Origin of the sequence: Rhodococcus sp. T2V, assembly GCF_029269925.1 — a bacterium.
Classification (GTDB): domain Bacteria; phylum Actinomycetota; class Actinomycetes; order Mycobacteriales; family Mycobacteriaceae; genus Rhodococcus_F; species Rhodococcus_F koreensis.
The window spans coordinates 199807-215422 of sequence record NZ_JARJBD010000003.1 but is presented as its reverse complement, the minus strand read 5'-3'; the positions used below and the strand labels follow the sequence as shown (position 1 = coordinate 215422).

Genomic DNA, 15616 nt, shown 5'->3' with positions numbered 1-15616 from the left:
AAGCGGGATGGTTACTGTGTGTGCATGGCGGTCACCGTGGAGCGGGCAGAACTCGAGCAGGCTGAAGACATCGTTCAGATGCACTGGGACGCAGAGGATTGGCTCCTGGCCAGGGAAATCGATCCGCCCGCCCGCGGTGAGGTCTCGCTCGCCGACGTGCGCGAGCAGATCGAATTCGGGGAATGGCGGGTCGCGCTGTTCGCGGGGATCGTGGTGGGGGCGCTCCGGGTGCTGCGATCCGATCCGGACGTGTGGCTCGAGGACGACATTCCGGCCGCCTACGTCGCCCGGGTCATGACCGACCGCAGGCACGCCAGCGCCGGACTGGGCGCCCAGTTGCTGCGGTGGGTCGACGAGCACGCCCGCTCCGAGGACGCGTCCGTCGTCCGGATCGACTGCGTCGAAACCAACTCCCGGCTCCGCGACTACTACGAGGAGCAGGGATTCTTCCTGGTGGGTCGCCGGGACTTCGACGTGGAGTGGCCGAGCGTCGTGCTCATGGAGAAATCGCTGCGCTGACCGTTCACAGCGGGTCGAGGATCCGGTGCAGGAACTGTCGTAGTCGCGGGCTGGTCGGATTGACGAGTACGTCTTTCGGGGTGCCGCGTTCGAGTACGACACCGTTGTCGACGAACAGCACCTGGTCGGCCACCTGCTGCGCGAACCGGATCTCGTGGGTCACGATCACCATCGTCCAGCCCTCGGTCGCGAGATCCCGGATCACCCGCAACACCTCGCCGACCAGTTCGGGGTCGAGCGCGGACGTGGGCTCGTCGAACAGCATCAGTTTCGGCTTCAGGGCGAGCGCCCGGGCGATACCGACCCTCTGCTGCTGACCGCCCGACAACTCGTACGGGTACTGGTCCGCCTTCTCCGCGAGACCGACCTGCGTCAGCAACCGCATCGCGTCCGCGCGCGCCTCGGCCTTGGGTCGCTTCTGCACCACGATCGGGCCCTCGGTGACGTTCTGGATCGCCGTCTTGTGCGGAAACAGGTTGTGGGCCTGGAACACCATGCCGCTCTGCGCGCGGAACCTGGCCAGCGCCGACCGGCCCACCTCGGCGCCGAAATCCACCGACTCGTCGCCGATGGAGATCACCCCGCGGTCCGCCACGTCGAGGGCGTTGAGGGTCCGCAACACCGTCGTCTTGCCGGAGCCCGACGGTCCGATGATGACGGTCACCGTGCCCGCCCCGACGTCGAAGCTGATGTCGCGCAGAACGTGATGGTCGCCGAACGACTTCTCGACGCCGGATACCTGAAGCAGGGGAGGGGTGTCGGTCATCGGGCCACATACCTGTCGAGTCGGGCTTCGAGCCGGACCTGGACGGCCGACAGGAAGATGCAGATCACCCAGTAGTACAGCGCGGCGATGCCGTAGAGGGCGAAGAAGTCGAACGTCGGTGCGGCCGCGAGCTGGGCGACGCGCAGCAGTTCGGTCACCAGGATCGTCGACGCCAGCGACGTGTCTTTCACCAGTGAGATCAGTGTGTTGGACAGCGGCGGGACCGCCACCCGGGTGGCCTGCGGCAGCACGATCCGCTGCAGCGTGGTGGTGTAGCCCATGCCGATGGTCTGCGCGGCTTCCCACTGTCCCTTGGGGATCGACAGGATCGCCGCCCGGATCACCTCGGCCGCGTAGCCGCCGACGTTGAGGCTGAACGCGATCACCGCGGCCGGGAACGGTTCCAGCGTCACGCCGAACTGCGGTAGGGCGTAGAACACGATGAACAACTGCACCAGCAGCGGGGTGCCGCGGATGATGGAGACGTAGAAGCGGGCCAGCATCGACAGCGGTCTGATCGACGAGATCCGGGCGAGTGCCACCAGCAACGCGATCACCAGACCGATGGTGAAGCTGATGATCGTCAGCGGAATCGTCATGGTGATCGTGGCCTTCAGCATCGGCCACAGGTTGTCCAGGATCAGCTGGACCGTTGCATCGTCCACGGGCAGGCTCTCAGTTGGTCGGTGCCGACACGTCGGTGCCGAAGTACTTCTGCGAGATCTGTGCGAGCGTTCCGTCGGCGCGCAGTTCGTCCAAGGCCTTGTCGATGTCGGGTATCAGGCCGCTGTCCTTGCGGGCCGCGAACGCCTGCTCGCTCGTGTCCCCGGTCTCGGCGGCCACCTTCACCCCGGTGTCGCCGGTCTGCTTCTGGTATTCGGCGACTGCCAGATTGTCGTTGACGGTGGCGTCGACCCGGCCATCCTTGAGCAGCGTGATGGCCTGCACGAAGCCCTCGACGGATTCGACGTTCGCGCCCGCGTCCCTGGCCACCTGCGCCCAGTTGCTCGTCGCGGACTGCGCCGTCGTCTTGCCGTTCAGGTCGGCGAGCGAGGTGATCGAGTTGTCGTCGGCGCGGGTGACGATCACACCCTCGGAGTAGGTGTAGGGCGTCGACAGGTCGTACTTCTGGGTGCGCTCGTCGTTGACGGTCACCTGGTTGGCGACGAGGTCGTAGCGTTTCGCCTCGAGTCCCGCGAAGATGGAGTCCCACGGGGTCTGGGTGAACTCGACGGACACACCGAGTTTGTCGCCGACCGCGCGGATGACGTCGACGTCGTACCCGGTGAGCTGACCGTCGGGACCCTGGTAGCTGAACGGTGTGTACGTGCCCTCGGTGCCGACCTTCAGGACGCCGGATTCGCGTACCTGGTCGATCACCGGCCCCGAATCGGAGCTTCCGCACCCGGCCAGCGACAGTGCGGTCAGGACGGCGATCAGGGCGGCCGGAAGTGTGCGTCGCACGGTGTTCCTCCTCTGTCGGCGGATCAGCTAACCGTACTGGTCGAACGCCGCCCGGATAGGATCTTCGGGTTACCCTCAGGAAGAAGGATTTCTCGCCGTGCCCACTCTCGTTCTCCGACGGCCGGTGTGGCTGCATCCGACAGTGTTTCGTATCGAGTCGTTGTCCGCGCTCGTCGTGGCGATGGCCCTCATCCCGGAAGCGTTGTCGTTCTCCATCATCGTGGGGGTCGATCCGCGGGTGGGCTTGTTCACCGCCGCGATCATGGCGATGACCATCGCGTTCACCGGCGGCCGTCCCGCGATGATCTCCGCGGCCACCGGTTCGGTGTCGCTGGTGCTGGCCCCGCTGATGGCGTCGCACGGGTTGCAGTACCTCATTGCGGCGGTCTTCCTCGGCGGTGCGATGCAGATCGTCCTCGCCGTCCTCGGCGTGGCGCGGCTCATGCGGTTCCTGCCCCGCAGTGTGATGGTCGGCTTCTGCAATGCGCTGGGAATCCTCATCTTCGTGCACCAGTTCCCGTATCTGACGAACGTGCCGTGGGCGGTGTACGCGCTCCTCGCCGCCGGTCTCGCGCTGCTCGTGTGGATTCCCCGGCTGACCACGGCCGTGCCCGCGCCGCTGCTCGTGATCGTCGGGCTCACCGCGTTCACCGTCCTCGCCGGTGTCGCGGTGCCCACCGTCGGGGATCAGGGCGAACTGCCCGACGGCCTGCCGACTCTCATCGGGCTGCCGGACGTTCCGCTCACGGTCGACACCCTGCGCATCATTGCGCCGTTCGCGCTGGCGATGGCCGTCGTCGGACTCCTCGAATCGTTGATGAGCGCCAAACTCGTGGACTCGGTCACCGACACGCATTCGGACAAGACGCGGGAGTCGTGGGGGCAGGGCGTCGCGAACATCGTGACCGGGCTCTTCGGCGGCATGGGCGGGTGCGCGCTGATCGGGCAGACCATCATCAACGTCAAGACCGGTGGGGCCCGAACGCGGTTGTCGACGTTCCTGTCGGGTGCGTTTCTGCTGATTCTCGTGGTCGGGCTCGGCGACGTGGTGGGAACCATTCCGATGGCGGCGCTCGTCGCCGTGATGGTGCTGGTGGCCGCCACGACCTTCGACTGGCACAGCGTCCGCACGCTCCGGCGGATGCCGCTGAGCGAGACGCTGGTGATGCTCAGCACCGTCGCGGGCACCCTGGCCACGGACAATCTCGCGATCGGCGTGGGTGTCGGTGTGCTCGTCGCGATGGTGCTGTTCGCGCGTCGGGTGGCGCACATGGTGGACGTGCGCGGCGAACTCGACGGCGACGTGAAGACGTACCGGGTGAGCGGTCAGCTGTTCTTCGCCTCGTCCAACGACCTCGTGTTCTCGTTCGACTATGCGGACGACCCCGGCCGCGTGGTCATCGATCTGTCGGGCGCCACCATCTGGGACGCCTCCACCGTGGCCGCGCTCGACGGCATCACCACGAAGTACGCGAGCCGCGGCACCGACGTCACCGTGGAGGGCCTGAATCCGGTCAGCGAGGAGCGGTACCGCAGGCTGACCGGCCGGCTGGGCGACTAACCGACGGTCTCCCGCAGATACGCGAGGTCCTCGGCGAGCCCCTCCTCCGGCGTCTCGAGGACGACGGGTGCGCCGGCGGTCCGCACGACCTCGGCGAGCAGTTCGGGGTCGATGGTTCCGTCGGCGAGGTTGGCGTGCCGGTCGCGGGCCGAGTCGAACTCGTCACGGGAGTTGTTGAGGTGCACCAGGTCGATGCGGCCGGTGATGGCCTTGATGCGTTCGACGACTCCCACCAGGTCCTCGCCGCCCGCCCACGCGTGGCAGGTGTCGAGGCAGAAGCCGGCGCCGAAATCGCCGACCTCCTGCCACAGCCGGTCGATTGCCTCGAAGTGCCTTGCCATCGCGAAGTCGCCGCCGGCGGTGTTCTCGATGAGGATGGGGACGGGGAATCCGCCCTTGTCGGCCTGGCGTTCGAACAGTTTGCGCCAGTTGATGATCCCCGCGTTCACGTCCTCGCCGTCGCGGACGTGCCCGCCGTGGACCACCAGCCCGAACGCGCCGATGTCGGCGGCGGCCTGGGCTTGCTGCGCGACGGCGTTGCGGGAGGGCATCCGGAGCCGGTTGTTGAGGCTGGCCACGTTGATCACGTACGACGAGTGCACGACCACGTCGATGGGGCTGTCGCGGATCTCGTCGGTCCGCGGATGCGTCGGGGGCTTCGCCCATTTTTGCGGGTCCGTGAGGAACATCTGAATGACGTCGGCACCGAGCCGTTCGCCGTATCCGATCGGATCTTCGTCCTGGCGGACGTGTGCTCCTATGCGCATGTACCCAGGGTAGGGGGTGGGTGCCGTGACAATGGCTGTGCTTGCGATCGCAGGCGTAAGAGGGAGTGTGCCGTTGTTTTCATCGACTTTCCGCTTTAAGCCTGCGTTCGCAGTCATAGGCATGGACTTCGGCGCAGAATCGGCGCACACTGGCGTTAAGCATCCGACGACAAGCATTGACATGATCAGGAGGCTGTCATGGCTACCCCACGCCGCCGCGAGCGAACCGAGACCGGCGGGATCTCCGACGGGTTCGTGGCACGGCGACACCAGCTCGGGTTGACGCAGGCGGAGCTCGCCGATCTGGCCGGGGTGTCGAGGTCGAGTGTGCAGTCGATCGAATCCGGCCGCGGGACAGTCCAGCTGGATCTCGTCGACGCCGTCGCGGACGCGATGGGATGCCGTCTGGCGCTCGTCACCCGCGCGGGCGTGGAGGTGACAGTCTGATGGTCGAGAACCTCAGCGGCGTCGACCGGGCCGACGTCTACAAGGGTGACCGTCTCGCGGGCAGTCTCGTGCGGGAGGGCGGGGACGTCGTCTTCCGTTACGACCCCGCCTACCTGCAGGACCCCGGCGCCCCGCAGGTCGCGTGGACGATCCCCACCACGTCGGCCGAGGTGCGTGCCAGCGGAGGCAGCGTCCCGCCGTTCTTCGCGGGTCTGCTCCCCGAGGGGATCCGGCTGCGGGGCGCGGTCGCGGCCACCAAGACGTCCGAGGACGATCACCTCACGATCCTGATGGCGGTCGGATCAGACACGATCGGCGACGTGCGGGTCCTGCCCGCCGGGGTGTCGCCGCCCGAGACTGCACCGGTGTTCGACCCCGACGCGGTCGAGCGCCAGGACCTGCGGGCGCTGTTCGAGCACATGTCGGGGCACGAGGCCGTGAAACTGGACCCCACGTCGCTGCCCGGGGTGCAGGCGAAGGTGTCGGCCCAGATGTACTCGACCCCGATCGCGACCGAGAAGGGCCCGGCCATTCTCAAACTCTCACCCCCGCAGGGGTACCCGCAGTTGGTCGAGAACGAGCACTTCTTCATGGGACTCGCCGCGCAGTGCGGGTTGCCCGTCGCCGACCACCAGCTGGTGCACGACGGCAAGGGCAATGCCGGCCTGCTCGTCGCGCGTTTCGACCGGCGAGTCGATGCGTCCGGCCGGATCATCCGCACCCCGCAGGAGGATGCGTGCCAGGTAATGGGGATGTTTCCCGCCGCCAAGTACCGGCTGAAGACCGAGAACGTGATCACCGCACTCGCTGGGGTATGTGAGCGCGGCGGCGGTTCGGCGCGGGTCGCCACCCTGGAACTGCTTCGGCTGGTGGCCTATTCGTACGCCATCGGGAACGGCGACCTACACGGCAAGAACTTCTCGGTGCAACTCGCCGAATCGGGGTTGTGGAGCGTCACACCCGCCTACGACCTCCTCTGCACCCAGCTATACCTCGGGTGGCGCGACCCGATGGCCCTCGACTTCTACGGCAAGGCGAACAAACTCAACCGCAGGCACTTCGTCGAATGCGGCGGCAGGCTCGGTGTTCCCGAACGCGCCGTCACCAGAATGCTCGACGGCGTCCGCAAGGGCATCGGGCGTGGAATCGGAGACATCGAGTCGATCGGCTTCACCTCGAAGGAGAACACACTGCTGCGCACGCTGATGGAACGACGTTCGGACGAACTGGGCTGAACCGGCTCACCACACCCGGAACGCGCTGTCCGAGAGCGTGAATCCGTGACCGGCCTCGCTGCGGCACGTCACCCCGGCGGCCTCGTCGACGAGACACGTCAGGTCGTTCACCTGCAACGCACGTCCATACGACAGCGCCGGCGCGGCCGATCCGTCGAGGGGGTAGAACCGCGGGTCGCCGGCACTGGCGAACTGACCGGGGCGGCCGCCGGTGACCTCGATCGCGTTGGGCGTGACCGCGGTACCGGACGCGCCGGCGCCCGGGACCTTCGGCGCCGACGCCGGCATCGGGCCGTGGCAACCGGCGGTCGGGAGGTCGCCGCCGGTGAGGATCGCGCAGTGGAACTTGGTGCTCGGCGTAGTGAAGTAGTAACTCCCCGCCGCGGTGCCGGCGAACGCCTGCGGGTCGGCCGGGGCGGGAGTGGCGGTGGTTGTCGTTGACCTCGGGGCCGTGGTGGTGGTGGTCTTCGGGGCGGTCGTCACAGCCGATGAGGTTGCGGATGTGGTCGCGGGCCCCGCGACGGCGCCGGTCTCGGGGGAGCCGTCGACGGAGCGGGCGCAACCGGCTACCCCTGCCACCATTGCCACCGCCGCGAACAGAAGTACCGCACGCACCGTGTAGGTCATGGTTTCGAGCCTAGGACCGCGCCCGTCCCGAACGGTCGCGGCGCGTCCGACGAAATTCTGGGACAGTGGTGATCAGCGAACTGCCAGGAGGTCCGATGTCGGAAAGCGCCCAGTACGAGGAGCGTCGTGCCCGCATCTCCTTCCAGGTCCGCGACTGGTGTGAACGGTCCACGATCGCGGGCACGCATGCCCCGCTGTCGGACGCCGCCGCCGTACTGATCGCCGCCGGGCATCTCGATCCGCCCACCCGGCAGGTGCTCACCAACCGGCGACGCGCGGGCCGCACCATTCCGTCGATCGGGGGCTTCGGAGCGCTGCGTCTGCTCACGGACGAGTACCACCAGGTGGCCCGGCGCACCGACAGCTTGCGTCCCGGACCTGCGCAGCTGCTGTTCAAGTACCGTGCCACCGAGCTCGGCCGCAAACTGCAGTCGTATCGGTCTGCGGTCGTGATGTCGCCCGCCCATTACGGCAACGGTGTCCGGGCGATGCGCAGGGATCGGCGCGAGGGGGTCCATCTCGATCTCGATCAGCGTGAGGCGCTGTTCCGGGCGCTGCAACGCACACCGGCGCCGATCGCCGGAACCGCACTCGAACGCGCGGGCAACTACGCCCGAGGCACCGCGGCGGAACGCCTCGTCCACGCAGCGGAGAACACCCCGATGGCCACGGTCGGACGACGCGTCGCCGACGCCATCGGCAAGGGCGTCGATCTCGAGAACGACAGATTCGCCGATTCGTACGACACCCTCCTCTACCTGGCGGGGATGCTCTTCGACAGGATCGACGGCTCCGAAGTGTGGCACTCGGAACACTTCGCGGTTCAGCGGTACCAACTCGACCTCGCCGAAGAACTGACCCAGAGCGCCGTCGACACCGTCGCGCTGCGTGGGATTCGGATCGAGCTCGACGACGCGCTGCGCGCCACCCATTCCGACGGTGCGCGTCAACAGATCGAGGCCAGGCGCAACGCGCTGAAGCCGGTATGGGATCAACTGGTCGACCGCGTCGCCGCACTTGCCCGAATAGGCGACCTGCTGTCCCGAGCCGAGGTGCAGCTGCGGTCCGTGCTGGCCGTCAACCGGGCGATGAGCCTCGACAGCCGCATCGACGAACTCATCGCACGCTCCGGCGACCGCGAATTGTCGGCGGAGAACACCCACAACGTCGGAGACCAGTTCGGCGGCGTGGAGGAGCTGATGCTCACCTACCAGTCGGCGCTCTACGGAGATATCGCCGAGCTCACGTCCTGGTCGGGGGGACGGGGATGACCGACGGGCTAACCTCCACCACCTCATGACGCGCGCAGGTGCGCAGGGGTCGGGAGCGGCGGCGCTGCCGAGTGGTAGTGGTGTCCGGTCGGGGTGCCGAGTTCGATGAGGTGGGTGCGGTCAGGTCTGTGTACGGGGCGGGCGGTCCAGCCGTCGCCTTCCTTCGCGTAGTTGCAGGCCTCGCACAGTCCGGACCCGTTGTCCGCGCTGGTGGCACCCGACTTGCCGTGTGAGCGGATGTGGTCGTGATGGCGGATCGGGGCATCACACCACGGGGTGCGGCACGTTTGATCCCGCAGATCGATCAGCTTTCGCAGGCTCTTCGGGAACGTGCGCGATTGGGATTCCATCACCGTCAGCGTCCCTGACTGCGGGCAGGTGTACACCCGCCGCAACGACGTCCCGGTATCTCCATCGATGGCGTCCGCCACCAGTTGTCGAGCGATCCCCGCCGGCACCGGCCCGAACCCCTGCAGCTGCGCCGCCTCGTGCCCACCGGCCAACAGCGTCTCGTCCGAGAGCACCAGGTTCACCGCCACCGGAACACCCGACCCCACGTCGGCTCCGGTGCCGCGTGCGAACAACAGATCCACCATCAGCTGATTGCGGGTGCGGCCACCGCTCTCGCCGGTCGCGATGAGACTGTCGGCATCGCGCCCCAGCGTGGCCTGCACACACACGGCCTGCTCGACCGGCATCAACACGCTGAGATAGGCCATCGAATCCGGCGCGGGGCGTGTCGTGACCCGTCGTTCGGACACCGCCTTACGATGCCGCCGGACGACCGTGGCGGCATCCAGTTCCACCGCCAGGGCCTTCGCCTTCGCCACCAGACCGCGGTCCCCGACCCCGTCGAGAACGTCCGGGTCCGAACACAACCGCCGATCCACCACCGCGCGATCCGCCGCCGACAAACACGCCGTCTCCCGCACCAACAACGTCGCACGCCACTCGTTCAACCGACCCGACCGCAACAACGCCAACGTGTGCGGCATCTCGCGCACCACCGCCTGAGCGAACCCCAGATGCCCGCCACCACGATTCGGGGACTCCCTGCGCGCCAACGCGATCTGCGAGGCAATACCGCGGCCCCACTCCGCCCGCGGCAACCCCCGAACCTTCCGGTCCTCCCGCATGCAGGTGGCGACATCGTCGGTGACCACCGCCTGCACCGCACATCCGACCGACTTCAACGTCTCCACCGCATCGAGCCACTCGATCCCCAACCCCCGCCTCACCACACGGCCCGACACACCGCAACCGCGCCGTGAACGTCCGCAACTCCTCCAGATCCGGTGCCACCACATCCCCCACGACCAGCCTCCCCCGAGGTTATTCGAATATACGTTCGACTTTATCAATCATGTTCGACTGGCGCAATACTCGGCGGTTTCGGTCTACGGTGATCGTGGAGAACACATCTGATGGGAGCTGACTGCGATGACCGATGATGCCGTCCTGCAGCGTGCAGTCGCGACGGAGTTCTCGGCCCTGGCCGACGTCCTCGACGGGATCTCGGATGCGGAATGGGACACGCCGTCGCTGTGCGAGGGCTGGCGGATTCGCGAAGTGGTCGCACATGTCACCATGGCGGCGCGCTACTCCGAGGAGCAGTTCATGACGCGTCTGCGCGAGTGCGAGTTCGATTTCACCCGGCTGTCCAACGAGATCGCCCGTAGTGACGCCGAATTGGCCACGTCGGATCTTGTCGCCGACCTGCGTTCGGACACCATGCGCGCGTGGACTCCGCCGGGCGGCGGCTATCACGGCGCGCTCAACCATGTGGTGATCCACGGCCTCGACGTCACGGTGCCGCTGGGGGTGCCGCGACGTGTACCCGAGACGACGATCCGCATCGTCCTCAACGACCTCACGGCGGGCGGCGGGCACTCGAATTTCGGTGTCGACATCGAGGGTCGTCGACTGCGGGCCACGGACCTCGGCTGGTCGTACGGGTCGGGTGCCGAATTACGCGGAGCGGGAGAGGATCTCGCTCTCACGATCTGTGGCCGGACGCTTCCGGCCGGACGGGTCGAGGGCGACCCGTTGTAGTCGGTCTCAGCTGCCCGGAATGAAACCCGGGTAGACGAAGTGCCCGGACCTCCACCGGGGAGCAAGGCGCCGAGCGACAGCCACGGTCGCGGTGATCTGGGCGAATCGGCGCGTAGCGGTAGTCATCTCTACCAGCCCACAGTAAACCGACGGGCGGCGCCTACCTCCGCAAACCGGGATGACGGCTGGCGAGGACGGGAACGAGAAACTTGTTCGGTGCGAGGCGCGCGAAGACGGACGCCGCCCGGTTCGCGAAACCGGGGATGGCGACCATCTGTCCCTTGTCGAGTCCGTCGATACCGGTCCTGGCCACGGATTCGGGGCTCTCCCACATGAAGCTGGGCAGCGCGGCCTCCGCGTCCTCCTTCGTGAAACCTGCCGTCTCGCCGAATCCGGTGTCCACGGGTCCGGGGCAGAGTGCGGTCGCGGTGACCCCGGTGCCTTTCAATTCTCCGGTCAGACTTTCGGTGTAGGAGAGGACGAATGCCTTGCAGGCGCCGTACCCCGCCTGGCCGGGCAACGGCTGGAACGCCCCGGTGGACGCGACGTTGAGAATCGCTCCCCGGCGCCGGTGCACCATGCCCGGCAGGGCGCGGCTGCACAGGTCGGCGACGGCCGTCACGTCGACCTCGATCATGTTCATCTCGGCGTCCGGATCGGACGCGGCCACCGGGCCGAGCGTGGACAGGCCGGCATTGTTGACGAGGATGTCCAGGGTCAGTCCGAGTTCGCCGACCCGGTCGAGCAGGGTCGCCCGGGCCGAGCGGTCGGAGAGGTCGGCGCCCAGCGCGTGCGCCCGGCCTCCCGCGGCCCGCAGTTCGGTGGCCAGTTCCTCCAACTTCTCGGCCCGGCGGGCGACGAGCACCACCTGATGGCCGCGTCGGCTGAGTTCACGGCTGAGGGCCGTGCCGATCCCGGACGAGGCTCCGGTGACGAGCGCGGTGCGATCGGCGGCAGGAGTGGGGAGGCTCATGCGTCCAACCTACGTGCCGCCGTCGCCGGCGCAAGGGTCCACCGCTCAGGCGTGGGTGCCGCCGTCGATGCGGATCTCGGTTCCGGTGACGAACGCGCCGTCGTCGGAGGCGAGCATGGCGACGACTCCGGCGACCTGCTCGGGTCCTCCCATGGCCGCGCCACCCGATTCCAGGGTGGTGGGGAGGATCGGTGACAGCTTGGAGAACAGGCCCCAATCGGCGTCGGACGGCACGTATCCGGAGGTGGCGTCGGTGATTCCGGTCTTGATGCTGCCGGGGGCGACACCGACTGCGCGCAGGCCCTGCTTGCCGTATTCGAGGGCCAGCGCGTGGGTGAACGACTGGATGCCGCCCTTGCTTGCGGCGTACGCGGCCATGTAGGGATGCGCGAACGCCGCGGACGTGGAACTGAAGTTGACGACCACGCTGCGCTCGTTGCGTAGCAGCGCGGGCAGGCATTCGCGAACCATGAGGAACGTGCCGGTGAGGTTGATCCCGATCACCTGATTCCACAGGTCCACGGGCGTCTCGTGGGTGTGTGAAGCGCGGAGGATGCCCGCGGCGTTCACGAGCACGTCCAGTCCGCCCAGGTTTTCGACGCTGCGGCTCACACCCTCGACGACGGACTTCTCGTCGCCGATGTCGATGGCGGCGACGCTGAGGCGACGCGCCGTGCCTGCCGCTTCGGCGAGTTCCGTAGTCCGCGCGAGGCCGTCCTCGGAGACGTCGGCTGCCACGACGGTGCCGCCTTCCTCGAGCAGGCGGAGGGCGGTGGCCTGGCCGATACCCGACGCGGCGCCGGTCACCAGGATCCGCCGGTTGTCGAATCGATTCATCGTCTGTGCTCCTCGTGTGGTTCCGAATTCGATGTCATTGGCCCATGACGTATTTCACGGTCGGTCCGGCGGTCCAGCCGCCGTCGACGGCCAGTTCGGCCCCGGTGACGTACGTGGCCGCGTCGGACAGCAGGAATCCGACGGCGCCGGCGATCTCCTCGGGTACCCCGACCCTCGCCATGGGGGTGTTCGGGTAGTTGCCCTCGCCCTGCTGGATTCCGAGACCGGCGGTCATCGGGGTGTACGTCATGCCCGGGTGGACGGAGTTGACGCGGATCCGGTCGGTGCCCAGTTCCACGGCGGCGATCTTCGTGAGCCCGCGCACGCCCCACTTGGACGCGCCGTAGCCTGCGGTCAGGGCGAGTCCCATCAGCCCGGCGGCCGAGGAGATGTTGACGATCGATCCGCCGCCGGCGGCGCGCATCGGGCCGATGACGGCCTGCAGGCCGTTGAACACGCCGGTCAGGTTGATGTCGAGGACCGTCCGGAAGTGTTCGAGCGGTTCGTGCTCGATGTACTGGCCGGTGGAGATGCCCGCATTGTTGACGAGGCCGTCGACGCGTCCGAACTCGCTCGTCGCCACGTCGACCGCGGCCTGCCACTGCTGCGGGTCGGTGACGTCGAGGTGGCAGTACCGCGCCCGGTCGCCCAGCTTGTCGACCGTCGCGCGGCCGTCGTCGTCGAGGACGTCACCGACCACGACGCTGCCGCCCTCGTCGACGATGCGCTGGGCGAAGGCTGCGCCGAGCCCCCGCGCCGCCCCGGTCACGATCACAACCTTCCCCGCCAGTTGCTGTGCGGTCTCGGTCATCTCAGCTCACATCCTCGTCGTCGAAAAGTCACGTTCGTCGGGCGTCTCCGCTGCCGACGGCCCGAGTCTGCTGTGGTCGGCCCCCGCGGGAAACGGGTTCTCCCGGTGATCGGAACAACTCGTAGCCACGGGAAACGCCGGACCACTGTGATGTGGATTACCCGCTGACGTTCCGGACATGCCGGATGAGCGGATCTCCCCGACAGACCATCGAAAGGCTTCCCATGTCTCGACGTGTCACTTCCACCGCCGCGGTGCTGATCACCGGCAGCGTCCTGTTCGCGGGCGTCGGCGCGCCGGCGCTCGCGTCGGCGGACCCGTTCTCGCTGCCCGGAATCAGCCTCCCGGATTTCGGCTCGTCCGATTTCGGGAGCGCGGGCCCGGTCGTCGAGACGCCGCGACTGGCGTCGGTCGACAACTTCCGCGACGTCGGGGGATCGGGCCGGGGGTATGCGACCGCCCGCGGCGGACACGTCACACGGGGGTTGTTCTACCGTTCGAACGCGCTGGTTCCGAACGATCAGGATCTCGCCGTCCTCACCGGGCTCGGGCTGACCGCGGTGTACGACGTGCGGACCGTCGAAGAGGTGGCGGCGAAACCCGACCGGCTCCCGGCCGGACCGCGGTATCAGGGCATCCCGATCCTGTCGGGTGACCTGGGTGCCGCTGTCGCGCAGTTGAAGTCGCCCGCAGACGCCGTCGCGTTCATGCAGCAGATGAACCGCAGCTTCGTCGACGACGCGGCGACCCGGGCCGGGTTCGCGCAACTCCTGACGTCACTGGCCGACACCGACGGACCGCAGATCTTCCACTGCACCGCGGGCAAGGATCGCACCGGCTGGGCGTCCGCGCTGCTGCTCTCCATCGCCGGCGTTTCGCAGGACACGATCTTCGACGACTATCTGCTCACCAACGAATACACCGCGGCGTCGATGAAGGTCACGTACGACCAGATCGCCGCCAGCCGCGGCGAGGCGGTGGCGAAGATCTACCAGCCGCTGCTGGGTGTGGACCGCAGCTACCTCGAGGCCGGGCTCGGCCGGCTCGCGGAGCAGTACGGCACGGTCGACCGTTACCTCACCGACGGGCTGGGTCTGAGTTCGGCGACGGTCGACCGGCTCCGGAGCAAGCTGCTGGGCTGAGGTCAGGCCCCGATCGCGTCCGAGAGGGTCGTGAGCCGGCTGATCTCGGACGCGGTCAGCGTCACGGTCGGGGCGTCGAGCAGGGCGGGAAGCTGTTCGAGGCGGCTCGCGCTCGCGATCGGCGCGGTGATGCCGGGCCGGGTCAGGAGCCACGCGAGCGCGATGGTGGAGATCTCCGCGGAGTGCGCGTCGGCGATCTCGGCCAGGGCGTCGACGACGGCGAGACCGGACTCGGAGAAGTAGCGGGTGGCCATCCGCTGGCGGGCCCGGCCCTCGAGGTCGGCCTGGGTGCGGTACTTGCCCGCGAGGAAACCCGCCGCGAGCGAGTAGTACGGGAAGACGCCCAGGCCGTTCTCGGTCGCGAGCGCGGCCACCTCGGGCTCGTAGTCGTGGCGGTGTACCAGGTTGTAGTGCGGCTGCAGCGCGATCGGCGCGGCGAAACCGTGCTCGGCCGTCAGCGACAGCCACTCGCGGATGCGCTCGGGCGAGTAGTTGGAGATGGCGACATGGCGGACGAGTCCGTCGCGGACCAGTTTGTCGAATGCGCCGAGGGTGTCCACGAGGGGCGTGTCGGCGTCGTCGAAGTGTGCGTAGTACACGTCGATGTAGTCGGTGTGCAGCCGCTTCAGGGACGCCTCCGCAGCAGCCCGGACGTTGGCGGGGGCCAGTCCCTTGAACTCCGGGTGCTGGCTGACCTTGGTGGCGATCACGATGTGGTCCCGGTTGCGGCGGGACGCCATCCAGTTGCCGAGGACGGTCTCGGACTCGCCGCCGGAGTTGCCGTCGGCGAACGCGGAGTACGAGTCCGCCGTGTCGACGAAGTTGCCGCCGCCCGCGGCGAACGCGTCGAGGATGTCGAACGATGTCGGTTCGTCACTGGTCCAGCCGAAGGTGTTGCCACCGAGTGCCAGGGGAAAGATGTCCAGATCCGAGTTGCCGATCGCGACCACGGGTGCTCCGTTTCTAGGTGTGTCCTGTCCGGGAATGTGCGAAGAGTTCGCCTGACGACGCTATCGCAGCCGCTAGGCGCACGCGCGTCCGGCTACCGGACACACGCTTCCCGGTCGCGGATTCCCGCGCGAATCGGACATGTGTCGGGCGAACCCCGCCCACCGCGACTCCGACGGCATACCGTGGAGGGGGT

Annotated in this window: 16 protein-coding genes and 1 pseudogene; 7 read left to right on the top strand and 10 right to left on the bottom strand. The window is 67.8% G+C overall.

Features of this window, described 5'->3' with window-relative positions:
* Positions 1 to 24 precede the first annotated feature (24 nt).
* Positions 25 to 519, top strand: a complete 495-nt coding sequence (locus tag P3H15_RS04475; RefSeq protein ID WP_276136136.1) for a GNAT family N-acetyltransferase — start codon at positions 25 to 27, stop codon at positions 517 to 519.
* 4 nt (positions 520 to 523) lie between these two features.
* Here the strand turns inward: P3H15_RS04475 and P3H15_RS04470 are convergent, their stop codons facing one another.
* The 3 genes from P3H15_RS04470 to P3H15_RS04460 are packed head-to-tail and all read right to left on the bottom strand — an operon-like array spanning position 524 to position 2749.
* Complete coding sequence (locus P3H15_RS04470; RefSeq protein WP_072940212.1) at positions 524 to 1285, bottom strand: amino acid ABC transporter ATP-binding protein; 762 nt, start codon at positions 1283 to 1285, stop codon at positions 524 to 526.
* Positions 1282 to 1950, bottom strand: a complete 669-nt coding sequence (locus P3H15_RS04465; RefSeq protein WP_072940214.1) for an amino acid ABC transporter permease — start codon at positions 1948 to 1950, stop codon at positions 1282 to 1284. The genes P3H15_RS04470 and P3H15_RS04465 overlap by 4 nt, the downstream gene beginning before the upstream one ends.
* Before the next feature lie 10 nt (positions 1951 to 1960).
* Positions 1961 to 2749, bottom strand: coding sequence for an amino acid ABC transporter substrate-binding protein (locus tag P3H15_RS04460; RefSeq protein ID WP_276136135.1), 789 nt, complete (start codon positions 2747 to 2749; stop codon positions 1961 to 1963).
* Positions 2750 to 2846: 97 nt separating this feature from the next.
* Here P3H15_RS04460 and P3H15_RS04455 point away from each other — a divergent pair, with 97 nt between their 5' ends.
* Positions 2847 to 4310: a SulP family inorganic anion transporter gene (locus P3H15_RS04455; protein ID WP_276136134.1), complete on the top strand. Its 1464-nt coding sequence runs from the start codon at positions 2847 to 2849 to the stop codon at positions 4308 to 4310.
* On the opposite strand, the gene P3H15_RS04450 is transcribed toward P3H15_RS04455, so the two are convergent.
* On the bottom strand, positions 4307 to 5077 hold the full coding sequence (locus P3H15_RS04450; RefSeq protein WP_276136133.1) for a deoxyribonuclease IV: 771 nt from the start codon (positions 5075 to 5077) through the stop codon (positions 4307 to 4309). The genes P3H15_RS04455 and P3H15_RS04450 overlap by 4 nt on opposite strands.
* Positions 5078 to 5275: 198 nt before the next feature.
* Here P3H15_RS04450 and P3H15_RS04445 point away from each other — a divergent pair, with 198 nt between their 5' ends.
* Positions 5276 to 5524, top strand: a complete 249-nt coding sequence (locus P3H15_RS04445; protein ID WP_072940226.1) for a helix-turn-helix transcriptional regulator — start codon at positions 5276 to 5278, stop codon at positions 5522 to 5524.
* Positions 5524 to 6759 carry a type II toxin-antitoxin system HipA family toxin gene (locus P3H15_RS04440; RefSeq protein ID WP_276136132.1) on the top strand — a complete coding sequence of 412 codons (1236 nt, stop codon included), beginning with the start codon at positions 5524 to 5526 and terminating at the stop codon, positions 6757 to 6759. Before P3H15_RS04445 ends, P3H15_RS04440 begins: the two co-directional genes overlap by 1 nt.
* Before the next feature lie 6 nt (positions 6760 to 6765).
* Here the strand turns inward: P3H15_RS04440 and P3H15_RS04435 are convergent, their stop codons facing one another.
* Positions 6766 to 7386, bottom strand: coding sequence for a hypothetical protein (locus tag P3H15_RS04435; RefSeq protein WP_276136131.1), 621 nt, complete (start codon positions 7384 to 7386; stop codon positions 6766 to 6768).
* 95 nt (positions 7387 to 7481) lie between these two features.
* Here P3H15_RS04435 and P3H15_RS04430 point away from each other — a divergent pair, with 95 nt between their 5' ends.
* On the top strand, positions 7482 to 8657 hold the full coding sequence (locus P3H15_RS04430) for a hypothetical protein (RefSeq protein WP_276136130.1): 1176 nt from the start codon (positions 7482 to 7484) through the stop codon (positions 8655 to 8657).
* Positions 8658 to 8680: 23 nt separating this feature from the next.
* Here the strand turns inward: P3H15_RS04430 and P3H15_RS04425 are convergent.
* Positions 8681 to 9971, bottom strand: a pseudogene (locus P3H15_RS04425) (DUF222 domain-containing protein).
* Positions 9972 to 10097: 126 nt separating this feature from the next.
* Here P3H15_RS04425 and P3H15_RS04420 point away from each other — a divergent pair.
* A complete protein-coding gene (locus P3H15_RS04420) occupies positions 10098 to 10709 on the top strand; it encodes a maleylpyruvate isomerase family mycothiol-dependent enzyme (RefSeq protein WP_276136128.1) in 612 nt (203 codons plus the stop codon).
* Between the two features lie 160 nt (positions 10710 to 10869).
* Here the strand turns inward: P3H15_RS04420 and P3H15_RS04415 are convergent, their stop codons facing one another.
* The 3 genes from P3H15_RS04415 to P3H15_RS04405 are packed head-to-tail and all read right to left on the bottom strand — an operon-like array spanning position 10870 to position 13330.
* Complete coding sequence (locus P3H15_RS04415) at positions 10870 to 11682, bottom strand: SDR family oxidoreductase (RefSeq protein WP_276136127.1); 813 nt, start codon at positions 11680 to 11682, stop codon at positions 10870 to 10872.
* A 45-nt stretch (positions 11683 to 11727) separates the two neighbouring features.
* On the bottom strand, positions 11728 to 12519 hold the full coding sequence (locus tag P3H15_RS04410; protein WP_276136126.1) for an SDR family NAD(P)-dependent oxidoreductase: 792 nt from the start codon (positions 12517 to 12519) through the stop codon (positions 11728 to 11730).
* Between the two features lie 34 nt (positions 12520 to 12553).
* The gene (locus tag P3H15_RS04405) at positions 12554 to 13330 is read right to left on the bottom strand and encodes an SDR family oxidoreductase (RefSeq protein WP_276136125.1); all 777 of its coding nucleotides are present in this window, start codon (positions 13328 to 13330) and stop codon (positions 12554 to 12556) included.
* Between the two features lie 224 nt (positions 13331 to 13554).
* Here P3H15_RS04405 and P3H15_RS04400 point away from each other — a divergent pair, with 224 nt between their 5' ends.
* Positions 13555 to 14472 carry a tyrosine-protein phosphatase gene (locus P3H15_RS04400; RefSeq protein WP_276136124.1) on the top strand — a complete coding sequence of 306 codons (918 nt, stop codon included), beginning with the start codon at positions 13555 to 13557 and terminating at the stop codon, positions 14470 to 14472.
* Positions 14473 to 14474: 2 nt separating this feature from the next.
* Here the strand turns inward: P3H15_RS04400 and P3H15_RS04395 are convergent, their stop codons facing one another.
* A complete protein-coding gene (locus tag P3H15_RS04395; protein ID WP_276136123.1) occupies positions 14475 to 15422 on the bottom strand; it encodes an aldo/keto reductase in 948 nt (315 codons plus the stop codon).
* Positions 15423 to 15616 lie beyond the last annotated feature (194 nt).

Excerpts from the sequence above, each read along its gene's own strand:
- P3H15_RS04475 (WP_276136136.1), top strand. The coding sequence starts at position 25 with ATGGCGGTCACCGTGGAGCGGGCAGAACTCGAGCAGGCTGAAGACATC.
- P3H15_RS04470 (WP_072940212.1), bottom strand. The coding sequence starts at position 1,285 with ATGACCGACACCCCTCCCCTGCTTCAGGTATCCGGCGTCGAGAAGTCG.
- P3H15_RS04450 (WP_276136133.1), bottom strand. The coding sequence starts at position 5,077 with ATGCGCATAGGAGCACACGTCCGCCAGGACGAAGATCCGATCGGATAC.
- P3H15_RS04445 (WP_072940226.1), top strand. The coding sequence starts at position 5,276 with ATGGCTACCCCACGCCGCCGCGAGCGAACCGAGACCGGCGGGATCTCC.
- P3H15_RS04440 (WP_276136132.1), top strand. The coding sequence starts at position 5,524 with ATGGTCGAGAACCTCAGCGGCGTCGACCGGGCCGACGTCTACAAGGGT.
- P3H15_RS04435 (WP_276136131.1), bottom strand. The coding sequence starts at position 7,386 with ATGACCTACACGGTGCGTGCGGTACTTCTGTTCGCGGCGGTGGCAATG.
- P3H15_RS04430 (WP_276136130.1), top strand. The coding sequence starts at position 7,482 with ATGTCGGAAAGCGCCCAGTACGAGGAGCGTCGTGCCCGCATCTCCTTC.
- P3H15_RS04420 (WP_276136128.1), top strand. The coding sequence starts at position 10,098 with ATGACCGATGATGCCGTCCTGCAGCGTGCAGTCGCGACGGAGTTCTCG.
- P3H15_RS04415 (WP_276136127.1), bottom strand. The coding sequence starts at position 11,682 with ATGAGCCTCCCCACTCCTGCCGCCGATCGCACCGCGCTCGTCACCGGA.
- P3H15_RS04410 (WP_276136126.1), bottom strand. The coding sequence starts at position 12,519 with ATGAATCGATTCGACAACCGGCGGATCCTGGTGACCGGCGCCGCGTCG.
- P3H15_RS04405 (WP_276136125.1), bottom strand. The coding sequence starts at position 13,330 with ATGACCGAGACCGCACAGCAACTGGCGGGGAAGGTTGTGATCGTGACC.
- P3H15_RS04400 (WP_276136124.1), top strand. The coding sequence starts at position 13,555 with ATGTCTCGACGTGTCACTTCCACCGCCGCGGTGCTGATCACCGGCAGC.